Raw genomic sequence first — 21,466 nt, forward strand, 5'->3', positions numbered from 1 at the left:
GGAGCCCTCTTGGCTGGCTGGCGATTCCCGCGCTCTGTAGAGCGCAAGAATCGCCGTTGAGCCTTATTACTGGTTGTACACGCGCTTCAGGTCGGCAACGCACTTGTCCTTCACGTCGCCAGTCGCGGCATCGCAGCGCTCCTTGGCAGCCTTGTATTCGGCTTCGCGCTTTTCCTCGGCAGCGTCCTTCTTCACTTCCGCGACCTTGGCATCCTTCTTGGCCATGTTGTCCGAAGGCTTGGCCTGGGCGCGTGCCACCTTGGCGTCTTCCTTGGCCTTCACGTGGGCGGCCTTGGCATCCTTCACGCAGACGTCCTTGGCATTGCCTTGCTGGTCATCGCACTTTTCCTTGGCGACGTCGTAGGCAGCGTCGGCGCGGGCTTCGTTCACCTTGTAGGTGGCCTTGTCGCTGGGCTTGTACTGGGCTTCGAGTTCGGCCTTGGCGACCTTCTCGGCGCCCTTGGCTTCCTTCATGCAGACGTCCTTGGCGTTGGCCGTCATGCTGTCGCACTTTTGCTTGTTCGTCTTGTAGTCGGCAGAGATGCGGTCCTTGGCGGCGCTGTGCTCTTCCTTGGTCATGGCCATGCCGCTGGTTGCGAGAAGGCCGGCAGCCACCAGGGCCAGAAGATTGCGTGTGTGTTTCATGGTTTTATCCTCAATGTCTGTAAGGGGGGTGCGGACGCCTGCGGACCGATGGGTTCGACGGGCTGACACCGCTGGTTTTGGGGGTCGGGATTCGTGAAGGATTACTGGTCGAAGCGGAAGTCGGGGTGGCGGTCTTGCCAGGACTTCAATTCCTTCTCGGCAGCGTCCTTGGCCAGGCCTTGGCGCTCTTGCAGCTTGCCCAGGAACTGGTCGCGCTTGCCGGCGATGACGTCCAGGTCGTCGTCGGTCACCTTGCCCCACTGTTCCTTGATCTTGCCGGTGAATTGTTTCCAGTTGCCTTTGACGGTGTCTTCATTCATGGCACAGGTCCTCTTGGTTATTCGCTTCAGCCCTCCACTCCGAGACGGTTTGGAAACCTAGCTGGATGCGATGGACGAACTGTAGAAGTGCCCCAAAAACTCAGGCGTAGTCATCCGGGGACAGCGTGCGTCAGCCCAGGCCTACGGTGTGCATGGTCAAAAAAAAGAGGCGTGCATGGCACGCCTCTTCGGAGTATGGGAAAGCGCTCTTCAATGCGCCAGATGCAGCCCGCATTCGCGGTTGTCCTCGCCCTTGGTGGGGTCCACGTAATCGAAATTGTTGGGCAGGCCGTGGGCCGTGAGGTATTCGTACAGATCCTTGGAAGACCAGTGCAGCAGCGGCGCCACCTTGATCAGGCCATCGGGGTTGAGGCTCACCGGGTCCATCTGCGCGCGCACGGCCGTGTCGGTGGCGCGCAGTGCGGTGAACCAGACCTGCGGCGCCGTCTCGCGCAAGGCCCGGGCGAAGGGCTCGAGCTTGACCTCTTCGGTGAACGCAGCGTGGCGCGGATCGTCCAGCGCCGGCACCGGACCTTCTATGGCCTCGCGATGGGCGCGCGAGCGGCGCGGCAGGTAGATCGACAGGTTCAGGCCGAGCTGCCGGGTCACCTCATCGGCGAACTGGTAGGTCGCCTCGGTGTTGTAGCCGTTGTCCATCCACACCACCGGCACGTCGGGCTTCGCCCGCGTGACCATGTGCAGGATCACGGCTTCGAACGGCCGGAAGTTGGTGGTGACGATGGTGGGGCGGGCGAGGCCCACGGCCCAGTCCACGAGGCCCTGGGCGTTCTTGCCGAGTTCGGCGTTGATTTTTGCAAGGTCGATGCTGCTCATTCGGTGCTCCAACAGGACCAGGCGCGAGCGGCCCGGTGGGACGGGCGATTGTGCCTTTTGCGCCGCAGGGCCGCAGCCTGGAGGCATCCCGCCCCTGCGGCCCGGCGGGGAACCGGTGAAGCGGGCCGCGAAAAATCAGTGCAGCCGCTCGCGATAAATGAACAATCCGCCATTTATATCTGCTGCAATGGAATTGCACTTAGAGTAAGTACAGTAACTTGCAGGCCATGTGATCAGCTGCTCAGATGACTCTGATCCCGGCGTCTGCCAGCATCTGCTGTAAGTGCGGGCTTTAACCGCATCGGAGCTCGAGCCATGAGCGTGGCATAGCTCTCCGCTTCAAGGTCAGCCGTAATCTCATGACATAGACGATCTATCTCTTTATCAACGAAGGTAAGGGTGCTCAAAACAAGGTGCTTAAGGTTTTGCCAAGATCGGGGCTGCAACAGCTCAACACCAACAGCGAGGGCTAAAACCTTTTCAACTTTGTGAGGATGTGTTCCATCGTTCAGAACCGCTCCGACATGGGCTTGCAAAGCTGAATTCTCATCATGGACAACGTGCTTGTTCCTCTCCAATCTAAGTTCTTCATAGACGGTCATCCCGTTTGGCTCATTTGCCAATATGACCGAAGCGTCAAGCTGATAGGCTCTTCTTGATTCGTTTTTGCCAAAACACTTGAAGCATCGCGTGAGCGCAGCGACATACAGCCCTTCACGTGCGGTGTCTGGGCCATCTAGAAGGACGTTGATATCCTCAAGGTACTGGTTGGCGCGCACAAGATCAGACTGGTGAAGGATGAGGTCTGCAAGCATTTTTGCTTTAGAACCTCCAACGCTGACCAGCGACACTGCGTTGGGAATGCCGTTGAGTTCGATCCCTGAAGACGTTTGATGCAGTTCCATATCCACCTTTCTCAAAACAGTCCGGCCGGCTCGGCCATACGATCCCAACTGTAGATCACCAACTAACCGCGCTCGGCCCGGTTGACCCCGCCAGCCAAGCGCAGATGTGCGGCTGAGAGGTTTTCTTCGATGCGCAGTGGTTTGATGGCCAGCTTAGTCGTGGCGGCGCCCAAGGTCTGGCCAGTGACCTTGCCTCCGAAGCTCTGCTGCTGGAGGTAGAAGAGTCGGGCGGCGCGCTGGACGTCGGCGACGTGTCTCGGGGCAGGTTTCCTTAAGCCACTTGAACACCTGCCTGCTGGTGTGACCTGCCCCCTTTAGACGTAGCAATGTCGAGTTAGCGATTCCAAGGTTGAGCGCATGCGCAAACTTATCGTTAGGGTAGAGGCGCGACTCGCCAAATACTCGCGCAAGGATCAGCTGCAGTTGCTCGTCTGATTCTCGGGGCGGCTTCAATTACATCCATTGCAAGCCGATTGGAGCACCCCGTTTCAGCCCATTCCCCTGCGTTCCCCAAAATCCCAATTTTTGCGCCGTTGTTGTTGGGTTAGCTCAACTCCTTTCACACCGCAATGCCGCAGTACGGCAAAAATACAACAATAAGAATCATTCCCATTCTCTTTTTATAATCGGCGCTCCATGCCGCACCCCGCCTCGCTTCCTCCGCCGCCCGAGCCCCTGCTCGCCGCCCTGGTGAAGCACTACGAGGACCTGGTCGGTTCGCTGCGCCACCGCTTCGGCGAGGAGTGCTTTCCGCGCGAGATCGTGAACGATCTGTGCGTGCGTCTGCTGGAGCGTCCGGTGCCGGGCGAGATCGCCAACCCGCTGGCCTTCCTGCGCAGCGTGGCGCGCGACCTGGCCATCGACCGCCACCGCGCACAAGCCCGCCGGCGCGAGGCGCCGCACCCGCACCCAGACTTGGAGCCGGATTCGGAACCGGCCGCCTCCCTGCAACCCGCCTTGCTGCTCTCGCCGCCCGAACTGGCCCTGGCGGCCCGGCAGCGCCAGCGCGCGCTGCTGGCGGCCATCGAGCAATTGCCGCAGGCCAGCCGGGAGGCGTTCATCCTCACCAAGCTCTACGGCATGCCGCAGGACGAGGCCGCTCGGCGCATGGGCATCTCGCGCGGGATGGTAGCGCGGCACCTGGCGCGTGCCCTGCGCGGCGTGGAGCCCGTGCTGATCGAAGGCGCAGGCCATGCCGCCGGCTGAACCGGCCGGCCCCGGCGCCAGACCCACGCGCGGCTCCGGGCGGCGCGCCCATCTGCCCATCGACGAGGCCCTGGCCCCGTTCGCCGAGCTGCTGCGCCAGCAATTGCCCACGCCCGAGGACATCGAACAAGCCGCCGCCCTGCGCCGCGAACGCCGACGGCCCGGGACGAAGGCCCGCACCACCGGCGCGGCCACCGCCCTCGCCGTCGCCGCGCTGGCCGCCGTGCTGTGGGCCGATCCGGTGCTGCACCGCAAAACGCTGGCCACCGCCGTGGGAGAACGGCTGGCCTTGCCTTTGCCCGATGGCAGCACCGTGCAACTGAACAGCGGCGCGCAAGTCGAGGTGGCCCTGCACCTGCGCTCGCGCCGCCTCTCGCTGGAGCGCGGCGAGGCCGCCTTCGAAGTGGCGCACGCGCCCTGGCGTGCCGCCGCACCATGGCTGCAGCGCCCGTTCACCGTGCAGGCGGGCAATGTGGCGGTGCAGGACATCGGCACGGTGTTCAACATCCGCCGCGACCTGGGCCCGGCCAAAGGGCATGGCACCGACATCACCGTGCAGCAGGGCAGCGTGCGGGTGCACGGGCCGGCGGGATCGCACCCCGTGGTGCTGCACGCTGGCCAGGCGCTGCACACGCGCGCCGACGCCGCCCTGCCCGGGCCGGTACCGGCCGAAGCCGGCTCGGCGACCGCGTGGCAGACCGGGCGGCTGCCGCTCGACGCCACGCCGCTGGCCGATGCCGTGGCCGAAATGCAGCGCCACCGGCGCGCGCCCATCGTGCTGGCCGACCCGCACGCTGCGGCGCTGCGCATCTCGGGCCAGTTCGATCTCGATCGCCTGGACCAGCTCATCGACCTGCTGCCCCGGCTGGCGCCTGTGCGGGTGGACCGGCTGCCGGACGGCACCGTCGTGATCGCATCACGCCCCGCACATCAAAAACCATAGCAAAACACCGCCGTCTTTATTGCGCTGGAGGCCTTTTCGACCATTGAGACGCCAGGCACCACGGTACGGCACGGCAGCCGGCCAGGGCTGCGGCGGCGTCGCCCGCAGCCACGCCGCCCGCCCGGCTTTTTTGGCGGCACGGGGTGTACAAACCCGCCCGCCGGATCGGCTTACAGGGTGGCGGGCGCCATGGCCCGCGCTTTTTTTCTGTTTTTGCTTTCCCTGTTCCACCGACCCTTTCCCCAGGAGCCTCCCATGCCGATCCCTCAACACCGCCGCCCGCCACATCGCGCCCGCTGGGCCGCGCTGGCCGCCGCGCTGTGCATCGCCGCCACCGCCGCCCAGGCCCAGCCCGTCGCGGTGGACCTGCCCGCCCAGCCGCTGGCGCAGTCGCTGAACGCCCTGGCGCGCCAGAGCGGTGTGCAGATCGTGTTCGTCACCGACATCGCCCAGGGCCGGCAGGCGCCTGCGGTGCGGGGCACGCTGGAGGTGCGCGATGCGCTGCAGCGCCTGGTCGCCGGCACCGGGCTGGTGGTGCGCGCGCAGGATGCCCGCACCTTCACGGTGGAGCGCGCGGGCGCCGCGCCGGCCGGCAGCCCTTCGGGCGCTGCGGGCGCCGCGGCCGGCGCCACCATGGGCGAGGTGCGCGTGCAGGCGGCGCGCGGTGAAGACACGGCCTACAACGCGGCGTCTTCCGCCAGCGGCACCAAGACCGAAGCGCCGCTGCGCGACGTGCCGCAGACCATCGACGTGGTGCCGCAGCAGGTGATCCGCGACCAGGCCGCCACTTCGATGCAGGACACCCTGCGCAACGTCGCGGGCGTGGGCCTGTCGCACGGCGACGGACAGCGCGACCAGGTCAGCATCCGCGGCTTCACCAGCATCGGCGACCAGTTCGTGGACGGCTTTCGCGACGATGCGCTGTATTTCCGCGACCTGTCCAACATCGAGCGCGTGGAGGTGGTGAAGGGCCCCGCCGCCGTGCTGTACGGGCGCGGCTCGTCCGGCGGCCTGGTCAACCGCGTGACGAAAAAGCCCGGCACCGATGTCTCCGACATCGCCCTGAGCGTGGGCAGCTGGGCCGACAAGCGCGCCGAGTTCGACGTGGGCCGCGCGCCCGCTGGCAGCGACTGGTCCTGGCGCGTGACCGGGGCCGCCGAAGATGCCAACAGCTACCGCAGCCAGCAGTTTCTGGAACGCCAGGCCATTGCTCCGTCGGTGCTTTGGAAGCCCGATGGCGCGACCTCGCTCCTGCTTCAGGCCGACTACCTGCGCGACAAGCGCGTGACCGACTTCGGCATTCCCGCCTACCAGGGCCGCCCGGTCAACGTGCCCGCAGGCACCTACTTCGGCTCGGCCAACGCGCGCGATGCGGACACGTCCGAATCCACCGTCAGCTCGTTCACCGCCACGTTCAGCCACCGCTTTTCCGACACGCTGCGCGTGCGCAACGCCCTGCGCTACTACCACTACGACCTGGACCGCCAGAACACCCTGCCCGCAGGCACCACGAACGAAGCGGCGGGCACCGTGGCGCTCACGCGCTCGGGCGTGGACCGGCGCGAGCGCGGCGTGTTCAACCAGACCGAGCTGATCCAGAACCTGCGCACCGGCAGCATCGCGCACGAGGTGCTCTACGGCCTGGAGCTGGGCCAGCAGAACAAGGATGCGATCTCGTTTGCCGGCGGCACGCTGGGCAACGTGAACCTGTGGAACCCGGTGCTGCCGGTCGCGCCGCTCAACGGCGGCGGGGCCGTTTCGGCCAGCGCGCTCAACCGCTACCTGACGCGTGCGCTCTACGTGCAGGACCAGATCACGCTGTCGCCCGAATGGAAGGTGCTGGCCGGCCTGCGCTACGACCGCTTCGGCCAGGAGACCGACAACCGCCTGGCGGGCCAGAGCGACTTCGAGCGCACGGACACCACCTGGAGCCCGCGCGCGGGCCTGGTGTGGCAGCCCACGGCGGCGCAGTCGTACTACGTGTCGGTGAGCCGCTCCTACCAGCCGTCTGCCGAGATGTTCGCCCTGTCGGCCACCAACACCGCCATCAAGCCCGAGCAGACGACCAATTACGAAGTCGGCGCCAAGCTCGACCTGATGGACGGCCGCGCCACGGCCACGGCCTCGCTGTTCCAGTTGGAGCGCACCGACATCAAGACCACCAACCCGGCGCAACCCACGCAGCTGATCCCCATCGGCACGCAGCGCACGCGCGGGCTGGAACTGTCGCTGGCGGGCGAACTGACCACGGGTCTGCAGGCCACGCTGAGCTACGCGCTGCTGGACACGCGCATCACCCGCTCCACGGCCACCGACGCCGGCCAGGCGGTGCAGGGCAAGCGCGCCACCATCACGCCGCGCAACGCGTTCTCGGCCTGGCTCACGCAGCGCCTGGGCGACGACTGGAGCGTGGGCGGCGGCATCAACTACGTGGGCGACCGCTTCGCCAACCCGGGCAACACGGTGACTCTGCCGTCCTACGTGGTGGTGGACGCCATGGCGCAATACCGCATCGGCAAGGCGACCACGGTGCAGCTGAACCTGCGCAATCTGTTCGACCGCAACTACATCGTCTCGGCCCACGGAACGAGCACCAACCTGAACCTGCCGGGCGCGCCTCGCAATGCGACGGTGACGCTGCGGCACAGCTTCTGACAGGGGCCATCGGCGGTTAAAGGATCAGTCCGGCCAGGAAAACCTCCCGAATCAGTCAATCGGTTTTTATCGAACATTCCTTCCTGTGGAACAATCCGGCCCGACGCGCAAAGAGCGGCGGGTTTTTGCGCAGAAATCACACAGGAAGAGAAACAATGTCGCTTGCTTATTGGTTCCGGGAGGGACCTGCAGAGCCCATCGAGGATGGGCGGATTCAATATGGACCGGGGAAGGGGTTGCCCAAGCGGGTGTTCAAGGGGTTGAACAATTCACAGAAACTCGTCGAGAAGATCGCCACCATCGACCCGATGCGCAAGAAGATCATCCTGATCCAGCCTGGGGAGAAAGCCCTGTACGCCTCGGGCCTGCGGGAACGGGGCGTCGATGGGTACCTGTATCTGTTCGCCCATGGGACCGCAATCAGCCTTCAAGGAGCGAAGATTGCAGAAATCACGGGTGTAATCCGCCAAAGCGGTATTTGGCACGGCCAGCCCATCCTGATCGATGCCTGCAATGCCGGGGCCTCGCCCGACGGCGTCGCCAGCACCCTGGCCAGGGCCCTGGGCACCCATGTCACCGCGCCCACCACGACTACTTGGAACCAGCCTCTCGGCGGCGCGGCCATCGGCCAGGGCGCCTTCGAGAAACTGCCCGGCGTGCTGGAGCGGCTGGCCATCCCCAACTTCCTGCGCCCGGGGCAATGGCGCACCTGGGGGCCGGACGGCCAACCCATCGCCACCACGCGCACCTCGCCGCGCGATGGCGGCGAACCTGTCAAGAGCCCACTGGCGCATGAACTGCTGAGGAAACGATGATGATGCTGCGCTGGTGGAAACGCATAGGCTACGGCTTTCAACTGCTTCTGATCTTCTCGCTCCTGATCGGCACATACACCGCATGGTGGTGGATCGACAGCGCGCGCACCTGCGAGACGCAGGAAGAATACAACCTTCGCGGCATCTGCCTCATGCGGATACAGGAGCGCGCCGAGCAGGGCGACAACGCTGCGGAATGGGCCTATGGCGATTACTTCATGTCCGAGAACAGGCAGCAGGAGGCTATTGCCTGGCACCTGAAGGCCATGCAAGGTGCCCGAAGCGGGTTGAGCCTTCGCGGCAATATGGAAGCCTATTGTGACCGCGTTCCAGGCTTCGAGGCCCGTACTGTCGAGGCCATCATGCTGCGCGTCGTACAGAACAGCCCCGACGCGCACCTGCGCCTTCTGCAACTTTATGCCTACCCCGGCTGCGGCGCCTTCGACCTAGACAAGGCCAGCGCGCAGATTCCCCTGCTGACGCAGTGCGCGCATCTCTCCATAGATCACTATCTGCGCACTGCCGAGGAAAAGCATTACCGCGTGCCTCCTGCCACCCGTGCGGCCATCCGTTCGAATATGGCCCTCTGCGAAAAGGAACTGGCAGGACAGATTCCCCCAGACACGACCGTGCAGGAGTTCATGCCAGTACGGCGAGAGGACGTGGATGCCCTGTCGCGCCGCCTCGCCGCGCTGGAACCCTGAGATGCCCGTTCCGAAGGCCACAGCGCCTATGGCATGGTGGAAGCGCATCGGCTGCGGTTTCCAACTGCTCTTGATCTTTTCGCTCCTGATCGGCACCTACACCGCATGGTGGTGGATCGACAGCGCTCGCTGCGACAAGCAGGACGAGTATTCCTATCACGGCATCTGCCTCATGCGGATACAGGAGCGCGCCGAGCAGGGCGACAACGCCGCGCAATGGGCCTATGGCGCCTACCTCGAAACGGAACGCCGAGAGCAGGAAGCGCGCGCCTGGCAACTCCAGGCCATGCACGGCGCCCGCGTAGGACTGGCTTTGCGCGGCGAAATGATCGGGTACTGCGACCGCATCCCCGGCTTCGAGGCGCGCAACGTGGAGGCCGTCATGCTGCGCGTCGCGCAGAACAGCCCCGACGCGCATCTGCGCCTGCTGCACCTCTATACCACCCCCCGCTCCCGTTGCAGCGCCTTCGACCTCGACAAGGCGGGTGCGCAGATTCCCCTGCTGACGCAGTGCGCGCACTTTGGCATTGCCGACTACCTCGAACAGGCCGCCAGTGCGCATCACCGCGTTCCGCCTGCCACCCGTGCGGCCATCCGCTCGAACATGGCTCTCTGCGAAAAGGAACTGGCAGGACAGGCGCCCCCGGATACGACTGCGCAGGAATTTATGCCGGTACGGCGAGAGGACGTGGATGCCCTGTCTCGCCGCCTCGCGGCGCTGGAACCCTAAGATGCACCGTCCGAAGGCCGAGGCGCCCATGGCATGGTGGAGGCGCATCGGCTGCGGCTTTCAACTGCTCTTGATCTTCTTGCTCCTGATCGGCACCTACACCGCATGGTGGTGGATCGACAGCGCTCGCACCTGCGAGACGCAGGACCAGTACACCCTTCGCGGCATCTGCCTCATGCGGATACAGGAGCGCGCCGAGCAGGGCGACAACGCCGCGCAATGGACGTATGGCGCCTACCTAGAAACCGAAGGTAAACAGCAGGAATCTCGCGCCTGGCACCTCCAGGCCATGCACAGCGCCCGCGTAGGACTGGCTTTGCGCGGTGAAATGATCGGGTACTGCGACCGCATCCCCGGCTTCGAGGCGCGCAACGTGGAGGCCGTCATGCTGCGCGTCGCGCAGAACAGCCCCGACGCGCATCTGCGCCTGCTGCACCTCTACACCACCCCCCGCTTCCTTTGCAGCGCCTTCGACCTCGACAAGGCCGCCGCGCAAATTCCCCTGCTGACTCAGTGCGCGCACTTTGGCATTGCCGACTACCTCGAACTCGCCGCCAGCGAGCATTACCGCGTGCCACTTGCCACCCGCGCAGCCATCCGCTCGAACATGGCCCTCTGCGAAAAGGAACTGGCAGACCCACCTCCCCTAGGCACCACCGTCCGCGAGTTCATGCCGGTACGGCGAGAGGACCTGGATGCCCTGTCGCGCCGCCTCGCAGCTCTGGAACCCTGATATGTCCATTTCGAAGCCCACGGCTTCCGTGGCATGGTGGAAACGCATCGGCTGCGGCTTTCAACTGCTTCTGATCTTTTCGCTCCTGATCGGCACCTACACCGCGTGGTGGTGGATCGACAGCGCTCGCTGCGACAAGCAGGACGAGTATTCCTATCACGGCATCTGCCTCATGCGGATACAGGAGCGCGCCGAGCAGGGCGACAACGCCGCGCAATGGGCCTATGGCGCCTACCTCGAAACGGAACGTCGGGAGCCGGAGGCGCGTGTCTGGCAAATCAGGGCCATGCATGGCGTCCGCGACGGTCTGGATATGCGCGGCGAAATGATCGGCTACTGTGATCGCATCCCCGGATTCGAGGCGCGCACCGTCGAGAGCATCATGCTGCGCGTCGTGCAAACCAGCCCCGACGCGCACCTGACCCTGCTTCAACTCTATACCTACCCTGGCTGCAGCGCCCTGGACCTCGACAAGGCAAGCGCGCAAATTCCCCTGCTGACACAGTGCGCGCATCTTTCCATCGAGCACTATCTGCGCACGGCTTCGGAAAAGCATTACCGCGTGCCGCTTGCCACCCGCGCAGCCATCCGCTCGAACATATCCCTCTGCGAAAAGGAGCTGGCAGACCCGCCACCACTGGGCACCACTGTCCGCGAGTTCATGCCTGTGCGGCGACAGAGCCTGGATGCGCTGTCGCGCCGCCTCGCCGCGCTGGAACCCTGAGATATGCCCATTCCGAAGGTCAGGGCGCCCATGGCATGGTGGAAACGCATCGGCTGCGGTTTCCAACTGTTTCTGATCTTTTCGCTCCTGATCGGCACCTACACCGCGTGGTGGTGGATCGACAGCGCGCGCACCTGTGAGACGCAGGACGAATACAACCTTCGGGGCATCTGCCTCATGCGGATACAGGAGCGTGCCGAGCAGGGCGACAACGCCGCGCAGTGGGCCTACGGTAACTACCTTGAAACACAACTCAAGGAATCAGAGGGTCGCGCCTGGCAACTCCGGGCCATGCACGGCGCCAGAATCGGTGCCGATTTGCGCGACCACATGATCGGCTACTGTGATCGCATGCAGGGTTTCCAGGCGAGCACCGTCGAGACCATCATGCTGCGCGTGGCGCCGAACAGCCCAGATGCTCACCTGCGCCTGTTCCAGCTCTACACCTATCCAGGTTGCGGAGCATTCGACCTCGACAAAGCCAGCGCGCAGATTCCTCTGCTGACGCAGTGCGCGCACTTGGCCATCGCACGCTATCTGGGCATCGCCGCGGAAAAGCGTTACCGCATATCACCATCCACCCGGCTGGCCATTCGTTCCAACATGACCCTCTGCGAAAAGGAACTGGCAGGACAAACGCCACCGGACACGACCGTGCAGGAAATCCTTGCAGTGCGGAAAGAGGATTTAGATGCCCTCTCGCGCAGCCTCGCCGCGCTGGAACCCTGAGATGCCCATTCCGAAGCCCACGGCTTCCGTGGCATGGTGGAAACGCATCGGTTGCGGTTTTCAACTGCTCTTGATCTTCTCGCTCCTGATCGGCACCTACACCGCCTGGTGGTGGATCGACAGCGCTCGCACCTGCGAGATTCAGGACCAGTACACCCTTCGCGGCATCTGCCTCATGCGGATACAGGAACGCGCCGAGCAAGGCGACAACGCCGCGCAATGGACGTATGGCGCCTACCTCGAAACCGAAGGTAAACAGCAGGAATCCCGCGCATGGCACCTCCAGGCCATGCATGGCGCCCAAGTAGGGCTGGCTTTGCGGGGCGAAATGAAAGCCTATTGCGACCGCATTCCTGGCTTCGAGGCGCGCACCGTCGAGGGCATCATGTTGCGCGTCCTACCGAACAGCCCCGATGCGCATCTGCGCCTGTTCCAGCTCTACACCTATCCCGGCTGCGGCGCATTCGACCTCGATAAAGCCAGCGCGCAGATTCCCCTGCTGACACAGTGCGCGCATCTTTCCATCGATCACTATCTGCGCACTGCCGAGGAAAAGCATTACCGCGTACCTCCTGCCACCCGTGCGGCCATCCGCTTGAATATGGCGCTCTGCGAAAAGGAACTGGCAGGACAGATTCCCCCGGACACGACCGTGCAGGAGTTCATGCCGGTGCGGCGACAGAGCCTGGATGCCCTGTCGCGCCGCCTCGCCGCGCTGGAACCCTGACCGCCCCTTACCGCCCCATCTGCTCCAGCCACGCCGCGATGTCCTGCGCGGCCTGGGCCGTGGCGTCGGCGAGTGCGCGGGTGCCGCCGGGCGCATCGGCCGTGGCGGCGGGGCGCTGGACCAGGAAGACGCGCTGGGCCAGCAGCTTTTCGCCGGTGGGGGTGGATTCGGCGATGGACACGCGCAGCCGCACCAGTCCCACGCTGGTGGCGGGGGCGCTGAAGACGTGGCTGAACTCTTCGATCTCCAGGCGCAGCACGGCAGGCAGGGCACCGCCTTCCAGGATCTGGGCGGCGCCTTCATCGCCCGTCAGCACGGCGCGGCGCAAGCCGAGCTGGTCGCGCACGGCCTTTTGCACGAGTTGCGCAGGCGGCTGGCTCCAGCGGGCCTGGTTGTAGGGGCGCAGGCGGCGCGCGTCGTCATAGGCCAGGCGGTACAGCACGGCGGTGCTGCCTTCGACCGGGCCGGTGGTGGTCACGTCGGCCATGGCCAGGGGCGGCAGCGGCGCGCGGCGGTCCGAAGGCGCCGTCTCCATGAGGCCGGGGCCGAAGTCGTACACCTCGGCGCGAACGGGGGGCGCGGGCAGCGCCGAGCAGCCGGCCAGCGCAGCGGCGAGCAATAGGCCAAAAACGGCCCCAGCACAATGAATACGCCGGCAGTTAGCTATCATTTTCATAGTATTCATGGCAGGCGCTCTCAGGGTTTGACGAGGACAGGCGCCTCGAAGCCGGGCTCGCCCGGCCCGCCGGCCGCCGTGCCCGATCCGTAGATGAGCGACTGCGGGTTGTCGCTGATGGTGCTGGCGGTGCGGCCCAGGCGGCGCACGGCGCGCGAGGTTTCGTCCGCCGCGTGGTTCAGGCGCGGCAGCGTGACGCGGCCGAAGCGGTCGGCGGCGGTGGCCAGCGACTTGGAGCCCTCGGCGATCTGGTCGATGGGCCCGCCCTCGGCGCTCAGCTGCTTGACGGCCGTGCCGACCTCATTGGCGGCGGCGGAGGCGCTGTTGCCGGCTTCGCGCAGCGCCTGCAGCGTTTGGCGTGCATCGCTGGCGACGCCGGGCACGGCGGCCAGCGCGGGGTCGAGCCGCTGCACGACGGTGGTGTCCAGCCGCTTCATGAGCGCGCTGGCGTTGCCGGCGGCCTGGGCCAGGTTGTCGATGGCGTTGGCGATGCGTTTCTGGTTGTCGTCGCTCAGCAGGTCGTTGATGCGGCTGGTGGCCTCTTCCACCTGCGACAGGATGGCGGGGCCCTGCTCGGCCAACTGGCCGAAGGGCGAGGTCTTGAGGGGCAGCCGCGGCAGGCCGCTCGGGCCCTTGGGCATGGGCGGCTCGGGCTGCTGGCCGTCGTCCAGCAGCACGTGGGCCAGGCCCGTCACGCCCTGGTAGCCCAGCACGGCGAAGGTGGCCGGCGTGATCGGCGCCTGATCGCTCACCGCGATGCGGATCAGCACGTTGCCGGCCACGTCGGGGTCGAAGCCGATGCGCACCACCTTGCCCACCGCCACGCCCTTGTAGCGCACGGCGGCCTGCGGCTGCAGTCCGCCCACGCTCTGCTTGCTGGACAGTTCGTACAACTGGTAGCTGGTGTTGTCGCGGGTGAGCCAAAGGCCCAGGCCGGCCAGCAAGGCCGCCACGACGACCACGAAAATGCCCGCTGCGAGGGCATGGGACTTGTTTTCCATCAGGCGTCCTTGGTCGGGGGCGAAACCGGTGCGGGTGCCATCGCGCGCCGGCCGCGTTCGCCGAGAAAAAAGTGTTGAATGAACGGATGCTCGAACTGCACGACCTCTTGCGGCGGGCCGGAGACGATGACTTTCTTTTCGGCCAGCACGACCACGCGGGTGCTGAGCGCGAAGAGCGTGTCCAGATCGTGCGTGACCATCACCACGGTCAGGCCCAGGGCGGCATGCAGCTGGCGCAGCAGTTCGCAGAAATCGTCGGAACTGTTGGGGTCGAGCCCCGCGGTGGGTTCGTCCAGCAGCAGCAGGGGCGGGTCCATGATGAGCGCGCGCGCCAGGGCCACGCGCTTGATCATGCCGCCCGAGAGGTCGGCGGGCATGCGCATGGCGTGCTCGGGCTGGAGGCCCACCATCTGCAGCTTGACCATGGCCGCGTCGCACACCAGGTTGCCCGGCAGGGTGCCCTGCTCGCGCAGCGCGAAGGCCACGTTGTCCAGTACGTTGAAGGCGGAGAACAGCGCGCCCTGCTGGAACAGCATGCCCACGCGGCTGGCGGCGCCGGCGCGGCCCATCTCCGCGGCAGGGCGGCCCAGGACGGTCACCTCGCCCTTGGCCGGGCGGGTGAGGCCCAGCATCTGGCGCAAGAGCACCGTCTTGCCGGTGCCCGAGCCGCCCACCAGCGTCAGCATTTCGCCGCGGCGCACGGTGAGGTCGAGGTTCTCGTGGACCGCGAAGGCCTCCTTGCCCTTGCCGAACACGGTGGACAGGCCCTTGATCTCGACCACCGGCGGCGCGTCGGCGGGCGGGGCCACGGGCGGAGTGGACTCGGCCGGGGCGGAAAGGTGAGAGGTGTCCATGCCGCGTCAGATTCCGAGGTTCTTGAACGCGATGGCGAACAGCGCATCCACGATGATCACCATGGTGATGGAGGTCACCACCGAAGCGGTCGTGCCCTCGCCCAGGCTCTGGGTGTTGGGCTTGACGCGCAAGCCCCAGTGGCAGCCGATGAGCGCGATGGACACGCCGAACACCACCGACTTGGCCACCGCCATCACCAGATTGGGGAAGCTCACCGCGTTGGGCAGCGCCTGCACGAAATACGCGGGCGATACGCCCAGCGCCAGGTCGGCCGCGAGCATGCCGCCCGCCAGCGCGCACAGCGTGGTCCACACCGCGATCAGCGGCATGGCCACGGCCAGCGCCACGGCGCGCGGCATGACGAGGCGAAAGCCGTGCGCAATGCCCATGACGCGCATGGCGTCGAGCTCTTCGGTCACGCGCATCACGCCGATCTGCGCGGTGATGGCCGAGCCCGAGCGGCCCGCCACGAGAATGGCGGCGAGCATGGGCCCCAGCTCGCGGATCAGCGAAATGCCCAGGATGTTGACGATGAACGATTCGGCCCCGAACTGCCGCAGCTGCAACGACATCAGGTAGGCCAGCACCACGCCGATGAGAAAGCCCACGATGGCCGTGATGGGCATGGCCGTGGCGCCCATGCGGTACAGGTGGCCGGACACGTCGCGCCAGGGGGCGCGGCGCGGAGAGCGCGCGGCATGGAACAGGTCGATGAACAGTTGCCCCACCAGCTCCAGCAGGTGGCGCATGTGCGAGACGGCATGCAGCACCTGCACGCCCAGCCGGTCCACCTGTTCGGAAAAACGCCAGGGCGCATCGGGCGGGCGGGTGGTACTGAAATCGGCCACGCGCTGCAGCATGTCGCGCTGGCCGTCGTCGAGCGCCAGCCGGTCGGGCCAGGCCCGGCCCCAGTGGTTCCACAGCAATTGGGCCCCCACGTGGTCCAGCCACTGCAGGCTGCGCAGGTCCCAGCCGTCGGAGGCAGCGCCCGCGCCCGTTTCGGCCAACTGGGCCGACAGCGCGCGCCAGTGGCGCCGCTTGCCCAGTTCGGCCGCACCCCAGCGGCCGTGCAACACCACGCAAGGGCCCTCGGGCGTGTCGTCTCGGGTGATGCGGGGCTGGCTGTCTTCAGTCATGGAGGGCGGAGTGGGAAGCTGTGCATGGTAGCGGAGCGGCTGGGCCCGCCCGCGTCAGCGCAAGGCGCGTCCACGCGCAGGGCATGGACGGCGTGAATTATGATCAAAAGAGCCTCCAGCACAATCGACACCAGGGGATATAGCTATAAAAATAATAGCAATCGGCTGTTTCCCTATCGACAGCCCCCCTGGGCTACGCACAATGGCCGGGCACTGCCGCAATGCCCTCACAGCCTCCATGAGCGACACCACTTTCGACTACATCATCATCGGCGGCGGCACGGCCGGCGCCCTGCTGTGCAATCGCCTGAGCGCCGGCGGCCGCCACCGCGTGCTGCTCATCGAAGCCGGCCGCAAGGACGACTACCACTGGATCCACATCCCGGTCGGCTACCTGTACTGCATCGGCAACCCGCGCACCGACTGGCTGTACCACACCGAGCCGGATGCGGGCCTGAACGGCCGCAGCCTGCGCTACCCGCGCGGCAAGACGCTGGGCGGCTGCAGCAGCATCAACGGCATGATCTACATGCGCGGCCAGGCCCGCGACTACGACCAGTGGGCCGACATCACGGGCGATGCCAGCTGGCGCTGGGACAACACCCTGCCCTACTTTCGCCGCCACGAAGACCACTGGCGCCTGGACAAGCCCGACACCGCCAGCGAGGCCTTCAAGCGACTGCACGGCAGCAAGACCACCGGCGGCTCGGGCGAATGGCGCGTGGAAAAGCAGCGCCTGCGCTGGGACGTGCTGGACGCCTTCGCCCAGGCCGCGCAGCAGGCGGGCATTCCCGCCACCGACGACTTCAATGGCGGCGACAACGAAGGCGTGGGCTATTTCGAGGTCAACCAGAAGGCCGGCTGGCGCTGGAACACCGCCAAGGCCTTCCTGCGCCCCACCTGCTACGGGCGGCCCAATTTCGAGATGTGGACCGCCGCGCAGGCCACCAAGCTGCTGATCGACCCCCAGCCCGACGGCTCGCGCCGCTGCACCGGCGTGCAGGTGTGGACCGGCGAGGAGATGGTCACCGCCCGCGCCACGCGCGAGGTGATCCTGAGCGCGGGCGCCGTCAATTCGCCGCAACTGCTGCAGTTGTCGGGCATCGGTCCGGCGGCGCTGCTGCGAGAGCACGGTATCGACGTGGTGCACGACCTGCCCGGCGTGGGCGCCAACCTGCAGGACCACCTGCAGATCCGCGCGGTGTTCAAGGTGAACGGCGTTCCCACCCTCAACATGCTGGCCGGCAGCTGGCTGGGCAAGGCGAAGATCGGGCTCGAATACGCCCTCAAGCGCAGCGGGCCCATGAGCATGGCGCCCTCGCAACTGGGCGCCTTCACGCGCAGCTCGCCCGACCAGGCCCACCCCAACCTCGAATACCACGTGCAGCCGCTGTCGCTGGAGGCGTTCGGCGAGCCGCTGCACGCCTTTCCGGCGTTCACGGCCAGCGTGTGCAACCTGAACCCCACCAGCCGGGGCACGGTGCGCATCAAGAGCCCCGACTTCCGCGCTGCGCCGGCCATCGCGCCCAACTACCTGAGCACGCCCGAGGACCGCCAGGTCGCCGCCGACAGCCTGCGCGTGACGCGCCGCATCGTCGCCCAGCCGGCGCTTGCGCCCTATCGGCCCGAAGAATGGAAGCCCGGCGCGCAGTTCGAAACCGACGAGGACCTGGCGCGGCTGGCCGGCGACATCGCCACCACCATCTTCCACCCCGTGGGCACGACGCGCATGGGCCGCGACGGCGATCCGATGGCGGTGCTGGATTCGCAACTGCGCGTGCGCGGCATCGACGGCCTGCGCGTGGTGGATGCGGGCGCCATGCCCACCATCACCAGCGGCAACACCAACTCGCCCACGCTGATGCTGGCCGAGAAGGCCGCCGAATGGATCCGGCAGGCGGCGCGGGCCGAGGCGCCGGGGGCCGAAGCGGTGGCCGCAGCCACGCGCTGAGCGCCTTGCGGCGCTCCAGGGGACGCGCTCATCCACGCTCCAAATCGGCCAGCGGCTCGCGCTGCTGATGCGCCGTCTTCGCCCAGACCGCCCCCACCGCCGCAGCCGAGCCTGCCAGCCACAGCGCGGAAGACGCCGTCTGCAGCCGCACGGCCTGGCCGGCATCGCGGCCCGACACATGAACGGCCGCCGCGCTCAAGCCGGCAGCGGCCAGATTGGCGATGCCGCTCACGCCCTGCAGCAACCCCGTGGCTGCATGGGTGGTTGCCGTGCCCACGGCGCCGAGCGCCATCGCCGCGCCGCTCGCGGCCCAGGCACCGGCGGAGCCGTAAGCGATCGCGCGCTGCACCGGCCCCAGCGTGAAGGGAGCGGCGGCGCTCAAAACGCCCGCCGCCACGGCGAACCCATTCGCCCCGGTGGTCCAGGCGCGATACGGCACATTGCCGACTTCGCCCACCATGCCGGCACTCGCCCAGAGGCTGCCGCTGACCGCGGCCGTGACCTGCGCGGCGCGGGGCACCGCCGCCAGCCGGGCCGATGCCAGGGACACGGCAGCGGCGGCGGCATCCGCCACCGGAGCGCTCCACGCGGACACGGTGCGCAGGGCGCTAAAGGACGATCCGGACACGACGCCAGCCAACAAGGGCGCGGACGCATCGACAGCCGCCGCATCTTCCCGGACGTCCTCCGATTCCGCCGGTGGCGCCTGCGGCGCGGACACCGCAGCCGCCGGCATGGCGGGCCGGGGCGACTCGGCGCCCGACACGCCCAGCGCCCCGGGTGCCGACACCGAGCGGGGCAGCAGCGCAGCGCGGGGCGGCAAGGCCGTGCTCCCCGAAGGGATCGGCGCCCCGCTGCGGGCCTGCAGCCCTGCGGGGCAAGACACCGTTCGGCGCAGCTCAGGGTGCGGGTGGGCCGGCTGCGCGCGCGGTGCGGACGATGCAAGCGGTGCCGCAGGAGCGGAGACGGTGCGGCGAAGGGAAAGGTCGGTCATGGGTAAGGGCTCGGCAAAGGATGCAAAAGAGTCCGCCGATTGAAGCCTGGCCCGTGTAAAAACCGCGGAAAAAACCATGGCGGCCATGGCTGGCGCTTCGCCCAGTCTGCAGGCGCTTCGCCACGCCGGCCAAACGGCACCCCGCCCACGGCCCCGAAGCCCCACAACGGTGTGCGGGAAACCACCAATGCACCATCAGAGTGCAGTCGTTACAGTTCACCCACTCGAAAACGCGTCCGTCGCGTCGAACGAGGGGACCGAGGAGACATCTCGAAGTCGAACAAAAACCAATCCGAGCATCCCCCAATAAGATGCCTTTTCATAAAGCGCCGGCAACCCCGGCGCTTTTTTCTTGCCTGAGCGCGTTCCGTCCCGCTCTGGTCCAGATGGCAGCGCTGCCTGACAGACGGGCGGAAATTCCACTGCGATACCCCTGAGACAATCGATTGCATGGAATGGATCATTGTTTCTCTGGCGTCGCTGCTGGCCGGCTTCGTGGACGCCATCGTCGGGGGCGGCGGCCTCATTTTGGTGCCTGCACTGTTCGCGACTTTCCCCAATGCGCCGCCCGCCACGCTGCTGGGAACGAACAAAAGCGCCTCCATCTGGGGCACCGGCATCGCCACCTGGCAGTACAGCCGCCGCGTGCAGATGCGCTGGCAGGCGATGCTGCCGGCGGCGGCAGCGGGCTTCGTCGGCGCGTTCGCGGGCGCCTGGACGGTGACGGTGGTGTCGGCGGATTCGCTGCGCAAGCTGCTGCCGCTGATCCTGCTGGCCGTGCTGCTGTACACCCTCGCGCGCAAGGACCTGGGGCGGCACCATACGCCACGCTTCGAGGGAAAGATCGAAACGCAGCTGGCCTGCGTGATCGGGCTCACGGTGGGGTTCTACGACGGCTTCTTCGGGCCGGGCACGGGCAGCTTCTTCGTCTTTCTGTTCGTGCGGCTGCTGGGCTACGACTTCCTGAACGCCTCGGTCTCGGCCAAGCTGCTGAATCTGGCCACCAACGTCGCGGCCATCATCCTCTTCGCGGCGAAGGGCCACGTGTGGTGGCATTTCGCGGTGCCGCTGGCGGTGGCGAACGTGGTGGGCAGCGTCATCGGCACGCACATGGCGCTCAAGCACGGCACGGGCTTCGTGCGCGGCATCTTCATCGTGGTGGTGAGCTCGCTCATCCTGAAGACGGGCTACGACGCGTTCCTGCGCTGAAAAACCCGGGGCACGCAGGCCCGGTTTTTGCCGTCCGGATCAGGGTTTGCGGGTGTGCATGACCCCATGCACGCCTTTTATAATGTGTCCATCCCGTGACTGCCCGCTCCGCAGGCGGCCCCACTGGTCGCTGGTTCCGGCTTCGCTAACCGCCAAGCCGGATTTTTTGTACCTGAAACCACCCTGCGCAGGAACAACAGAGATGAAGATTTTCAAGACGATCGCCACCGTGGCCGCACTGTGTGCCGCCTTTTCCGTGCAGGCCCGCACGCTGGAGGCCGTCAAGAAGGACGGCAAGATCATCATCGCGACCGAGGGCCAGTTCGCCCCCTTCAACTACTTCCAGGGCACGCAGCTCACCGGCTTCGAGATCGAAGTGGCCAACCTGGTCGCCAGGAAGATGGGCCTGAAGGTCGAATGGAAGACGCTGGGCTTCGACGCCCTGCTGACCGGCCTGTCGCAAGACCGCTGGGACGCCGTCATCGCCTCGCACGGCGTGACCGAAGAGCGCTCCAAGGCCGTCACCTTCGCCACGCCCCACTACTGCTCGGGCGGCATGATCATCGCCATGGACCCCAAGATCCGCACCGCCAAGGACCTGACCGGCAAGATCGTCGCCGTGCAGACCGGCACCAGCTACCTGGAGAACGTGCAGAAGGTCGCCGGCATCAAGGAAATGAAGAACTTCCCCACCGACGTCGATGCGCGCAGCGCCCTCACCTCCAAGCGCGTCGATGCCTGGGTGACCGACAAGTTCGTGGCCAAGGAAGTGGTCGCCAAGAACCCCAAGGCCGGTCTGAAGCTGGGCGACATGCTCTTCATCGAGAAGATCGCCCCCGCCGTCTCCAAGGGCAACACCGGCCTGGCCGACGCCTGGAACAAGGCGTTCGCCGAAGTGCTGGCCGATGGCAGCTACGCCGCCGTGTCCCAGAAGTACTTCAACGAAGACGTCCGCTGCGCCCCATAAACGGCGG

At 66.4% G+C, this 21,466-nt stretch carries 22 protein-coding genes and 1 pseudogene; 13 read left to right on the plus strand and 10 right to left on the minus strand.

Annotation, left to right across the window (positions count from 1 at the left end; genetic code table 11):
* Nucleotides 1–66: 66 nt before the first annotated feature.
* The 5 genes and pseudogenes from AVHM3334_RS08365 to AVHM3334_RS23880 form a co-directional block, all read right to left on the minus strand.
* On the minus strand, nucleotides 67–645 hold the full coding sequence (locus tag AVHM3334_RS08365; protein ID WP_284411300.1) for a hypothetical protein: 579 nt from the start codon (nucleotides 643–645) through the stop codon (nucleotides 67–69).
* 101 nt (nucleotides 646–746) lie between these two features.
* Entirely contained in the window at nucleotides 747–965 is a 219-nt protein-coding gene (locus tag AVHM3334_RS08370) for a CsbD family protein (protein WP_284411302.1), read from the minus strand.
* A gap of 210 nt (nucleotides 966–1,175) precedes the next feature.
* Nucleotides 1,176–1,799, minus strand: coding sequence for a phosphoadenosine phosphosulfate reductase domain-containing protein (locus tag AVHM3334_RS08375; protein WP_284411304.1), 624 nt, complete (start codon nucleotides 1,797–1,799; stop codon nucleotides 1,176–1,178).
* A 233-nt stretch (nucleotides 1,800–2,032) separates the two neighbouring features.
* Nucleotides 2,033–2,704, minus strand: coding sequence for a hypothetical protein (locus tag AVHM3334_RS08380; RefSeq protein ID WP_284411306.1), 672 nt, complete (start codon nucleotides 2,702–2,704; stop codon nucleotides 2,033–2,035).
* Between the two features lie 86 nt (nucleotides 2,705–2,790).
* A pseudogene (locus tag AVHM3334_RS23880) lies at nucleotides 2,791–3,004 on the minus strand (DNA adenine methylase); the annotation flags it as partial.
* A 336-nt stretch (nucleotides 3,005–3,340) separates the two neighbouring features.
* Here AVHM3334_RS23880 and AVHM3334_RS08385 point away from each other — a divergent pair.
* The 10 genes from AVHM3334_RS08385 (at nucleotide 3,341) to AVHM3334_RS08430 (ending at nucleotide 12,670) form a co-directional block, all read left to right on the plus strand.
* Complete coding sequence (locus AVHM3334_RS08385) at nucleotides 3,341–3,910, plus strand: RNA polymerase sigma factor (protein ID WP_284411308.1); 570 nt, start codon at nucleotides 3,341–3,343, stop codon at nucleotides 3,908–3,910.
* Nucleotides 3,897–4,853 carry a FecR family protein gene (locus AVHM3334_RS08390; RefSeq protein ID WP_284411311.1) on the plus strand — a complete coding sequence of 319 codons (957 nt, stop codon included), beginning with the start codon at nucleotides 3,897–3,899 and terminating at the stop codon, nucleotides 4,851–4,853. The genes AVHM3334_RS08385 and AVHM3334_RS08390 overlap by 14 nt, the downstream gene beginning before the upstream one ends.
* A 255-nt stretch (nucleotides 4,854–5,108) precedes the next feature.
* Nucleotides 5,109–7,508 (plus strand): TonB-dependent siderophore receptor, encoded by a 2,400-nt coding sequence (locus AVHM3334_RS08395; RefSeq protein WP_284411313.1) that lies wholly within the window; start codon nucleotides 5,109–5,111, stop codon nucleotides 7,506–7,508.
* A 155-nt stretch (nucleotides 7,509–7,663) separates the two neighbouring features.
* Entirely contained in the window at nucleotides 7,664–8,323 is a 660-nt protein-coding gene (locus tag AVHM3334_RS08400) for a DUF8616 domain-containing protein (RefSeq protein ID WP_284411315.1), read from the plus strand.
* On the plus strand, nucleotides 8,320–9,027 hold the full coding sequence (locus AVHM3334_RS08405; protein ID WP_284411317.1) for a hypothetical protein: 708 nt from the start codon (nucleotides 8,320–8,322) through the stop codon (nucleotides 9,025–9,027). Before AVHM3334_RS08400 ends, AVHM3334_RS08405 begins: the two co-directional genes overlap by 4 nt.
* Before the next feature lie 28 nt (nucleotides 9,028–9,055).
* Nucleotides 9,056–9,757: a hypothetical protein gene (locus AVHM3334_RS08410; RefSeq protein ID WP_284411318.1), complete on the plus strand. Its 702-nt coding sequence runs from the start codon at nucleotides 9,056–9,058 to the stop codon at nucleotides 9,755–9,757.
* Between the two features lies 1 nt (nucleotide 9,758).
* Complete coding sequence (locus tag AVHM3334_RS08415; protein WP_284411320.1) at nucleotides 9,759–10,490, plus strand: hypothetical protein; 732 nt, start codon at nucleotides 9,759–9,761, stop codon at nucleotides 10,488–10,490.
* 1 nt (nucleotide 10,491) lies between these two features.
* Nucleotides 10,492–11,214, plus strand: coding sequence for a hypothetical protein (locus AVHM3334_RS08420; protein WP_284411322.1), 723 nt, complete (start codon nucleotides 10,492–10,494; stop codon nucleotides 11,212–11,214).
* Between the two features lie 30 nt (nucleotides 11,215–11,244).
* On the plus strand, nucleotides 11,245–11,943 hold the full coding sequence (locus AVHM3334_RS08425; RefSeq protein ID WP_284411324.1) for a hypothetical protein: 699 nt from the start codon (nucleotides 11,245–11,247) through the stop codon (nucleotides 11,941–11,943).
* A complete protein-coding gene (locus AVHM3334_RS08430) occupies nucleotides 11,906–12,670 on the plus strand; it encodes a hypothetical protein (protein WP_284411326.1) in 765 nt (254 codons plus the stop codon). Before AVHM3334_RS08425 ends, AVHM3334_RS08430 begins: the two co-directional genes overlap by 38 nt.
* 7 nt (nucleotides 12,671–12,677) lie before the next feature.
* Here AVHM3334_RS08430 and AVHM3334_RS08435 read toward each other — a convergent pair whose 3' ends face one another.
* Genes AVHM3334_RS08435 through AVHM3334_RS08450 form a run of 4 tightly spaced genes read right to left on the minus strand, consistent with a single transcriptional unit; the run spans nucleotide 12,678 to nucleotide 16,338 of the window.
* Nucleotides 12,678–13,355: an ABC-type transport auxiliary lipoprotein family protein gene (locus AVHM3334_RS08435; RefSeq protein ID WP_284411328.1), complete on the minus strand. Its 678-nt coding sequence runs from the start codon at nucleotides 13,353–13,355 to the stop codon at nucleotides 12,678–12,680.
* An 11-nt stretch (nucleotides 13,356–13,366) separates the two neighbouring features.
* The gene (locus tag AVHM3334_RS08440) at nucleotides 13,367–14,347 is read right to left on the minus strand and encodes an MlaD family protein (RefSeq protein ID WP_284411330.1); all 981 of its coding nucleotides are present in this window, start codon (nucleotides 14,345–14,347) and stop codon (nucleotides 13,367–13,369) included.
* Entirely contained in the window at nucleotides 14,347–15,201 is an 855-nt protein-coding gene (locus tag AVHM3334_RS08445; protein WP_284411332.1) for an ABC transporter ATP-binding protein, read from the minus strand. Before AVHM3334_RS08445 ends, AVHM3334_RS08440 begins: the two co-directional genes overlap by 1 nt.
* 6 nt (nucleotides 15,202–15,207) lie before the next feature.
* Nucleotides 15,208–16,338, minus strand: a complete 1,131-nt coding sequence (locus AVHM3334_RS08450; RefSeq protein ID WP_284411334.1) for an MlaE family ABC transporter permease — start codon at nucleotides 16,336–16,338, stop codon at nucleotides 15,208–15,210.
* Nucleotides 16,339–16,576: 238 nt separating this feature from the next.
* Between AVHM3334_RS08450 and AVHM3334_RS08455 the strand changes: the two genes are divergently transcribed.
* Entirely contained in the window at nucleotides 16,577–18,289 is a 1,713-nt protein-coding gene (locus AVHM3334_RS08455) for a GMC family oxidoreductase (protein WP_284411336.1), read from the plus strand.
* 28 nt (nucleotides 18,290–18,317) lie between these two features.
* Here the strand turns inward: AVHM3334_RS08455 and AVHM3334_RS08460 are convergent, their stop codons facing one another.
* Nucleotides 18,318–19,283, minus strand: a complete 966-nt coding sequence (locus AVHM3334_RS08460; RefSeq protein WP_284411338.1) for a hypothetical protein — start codon at nucleotides 19,281–19,283, stop codon at nucleotides 18,318–18,320.
* Nucleotides 19,284–19,733: 450 nt separating this feature from the next.
* Between AVHM3334_RS08460 and AVHM3334_RS08465 the strand changes: the two genes are divergently transcribed.
* Together AVHM3334_RS08465 and AVHM3334_RS08470 are read left to right on the plus strand one after the other, a co-directional pair.
* Nucleotides 19,734–20,492, plus strand: a complete 759-nt coding sequence (locus tag AVHM3334_RS08465) for a sulfite exporter TauE/SafE family protein (protein ID WP_284411340.1) — start codon at nucleotides 19,734–19,736, stop codon at nucleotides 20,490–20,492.
* Nucleotides 20,493–20,694: 202 nt separating this feature from the next.
* Nucleotides 20,695–21,459 (plus strand): ABC transporter substrate-binding protein, encoded by a 765-nt coding sequence (locus AVHM3334_RS08470; protein ID WP_284411342.1) that lies wholly within the window; start codon nucleotides 20,695–20,697, stop codon nucleotides 21,457–21,459.
* The last annotated feature ends 7 nt before the right edge of the window (nucleotides 21,460–21,466 follow it).

This window comes from Acidovorax sp. SUPP3334, assembly GCF_030159055.1.
Taxonomy (GTDB): Bacteria; Pseudomonadota; Gammaproteobacteria; order Burkholderiales; family Burkholderiaceae_C; genus Paracidovorax.

Bases quoted from the DNA above. Each gene is read 5' to 3' on its own strand.
- AVHM3334_RS08365 (WP_284411300.1), bottom strand. From the start codon at position 645: ATGAAACACACACGCAATCTTCTGGCCCTGGTGGCTGCCGGCCTTCTC.
- AVHM3334_RS08370 (WP_284411302.1), bottom strand. From the start codon at position 965: ATGAATGAAGACACCGTCAAAGGCAACTGGAAACAATTCACCGGCAAG.
- AVHM3334_RS08375 (WP_284411304.1), bottom strand. From the start codon at position 1,799: ATGAGCAGCATCGACCTTGCAAAAATCAACGCCGAACTCGGCAAGAAC.
- AVHM3334_RS08380 (WP_284411306.1), bottom strand. From the start codon at position 2,704: ATGGAACTGCATCAAACGTCTTCAGGGATCGAACTCAACGGCATTCCC.
- AVHM3334_RS08385 (WP_284411308.1), top strand. From the start codon at position 3,341: ATGCCGCACCCCGCCTCGCTTCCTCCGCCGCCCGAGCCCCTGCTCGCC.
- AVHM3334_RS08390 (WP_284411311.1), top strand. From the start codon at position 3,897: ATGCCGCCGGCTGAACCGGCCGGCCCCGGCGCCAGACCCACGCGCGGC.
- AVHM3334_RS08395 (WP_284411313.1), top strand. From the start codon at position 5,109: ATGCCGATCCCTCAACACCGCCGCCCGCCACATCGCGCCCGCTGGGCC.
- AVHM3334_RS08400 (WP_284411315.1), top strand. From the start codon at position 7,664: ATGTCGCTTGCTTATTGGTTCCGGGAGGGACCTGCAGAGCCCATCGAG.
- AVHM3334_RS08405 (WP_284411317.1), top strand. From the start codon at position 8,320: ATGATGATGCTGCGCTGGTGGAAACGCATAGGCTACGGCTTTCAACTG.
- AVHM3334_RS08410 (WP_284411318.1), top strand. From the start codon at position 9,056: ATGGCATGGTGGAAGCGCATCGGCTGCGGTTTCCAACTGCTCTTGATC.
- AVHM3334_RS08415 (WP_284411320.1), top strand. From the start codon at position 9,759: ATGCACCGTCCGAAGGCCGAGGCGCCCATGGCATGGTGGAGGCGCATC.
- AVHM3334_RS08420 (WP_284411322.1), top strand. From the start codon at position 10,492: ATGTCCATTTCGAAGCCCACGGCTTCCGTGGCATGGTGGAAACGCATC.
- AVHM3334_RS08425 (WP_284411324.1), top strand. From the start codon at position 11,245: ATGGCATGGTGGAAACGCATCGGCTGCGGTTTCCAACTGTTTCTGATC.
- AVHM3334_RS08430 (WP_284411326.1), top strand. From the start codon at position 11,906: ATGCCCTCTCGCGCAGCCTCGCCGCGCTGGAACCCTGAGATGCCCATT.
- AVHM3334_RS08435 (WP_284411328.1), bottom strand. From the start codon at position 13,355: ATGAATACTATGAAAATGATAGCTAACTGCCGGCGTATTCATTGTGCT.
- AVHM3334_RS08440 (WP_284411330.1), bottom strand. From the start codon at position 14,347: ATGGAAAACAAGTCCCATGCCCTCGCAGCGGGCATTTTCGTGGTCGTC.
- AVHM3334_RS08445 (WP_284411332.1), bottom strand. From the start codon at position 15,201: ATGGACACCTCTCACCTTTCCGCCCCGGCCGAGTCCACTCCGCCCGTG.
- AVHM3334_RS08450 (WP_284411334.1), bottom strand. From the start codon at position 16,338: ATGACTGAAGACAGCCAGCCCCGCATCACCCGAGACGACACGCCCGAG.
- AVHM3334_RS08455 (WP_284411336.1), top strand. From the start codon at position 16,577: ATGAGCGACACCACTTTCGACTACATCATCATCGGCGGCGGCACGGCC.
- AVHM3334_RS08460 (WP_284411338.1), bottom strand. From the start codon at position 19,283: ATGACCGACCTTTCCCTTCGCCGCACCGTCTCCGCTCCTGCGGCACCG.
- AVHM3334_RS08465 (WP_284411340.1), top strand. From the start codon at position 19,734: ATGGAATGGATCATTGTTTCTCTGGCGTCGCTGCTGGCCGGCTTCGTG.
- AVHM3334_RS08470 (WP_284411342.1), top strand. From the start codon at position 20,695: ATGAAGATTTTCAAGACGATCGCCACCGTGGCCGCACTGTGTGCCGCC.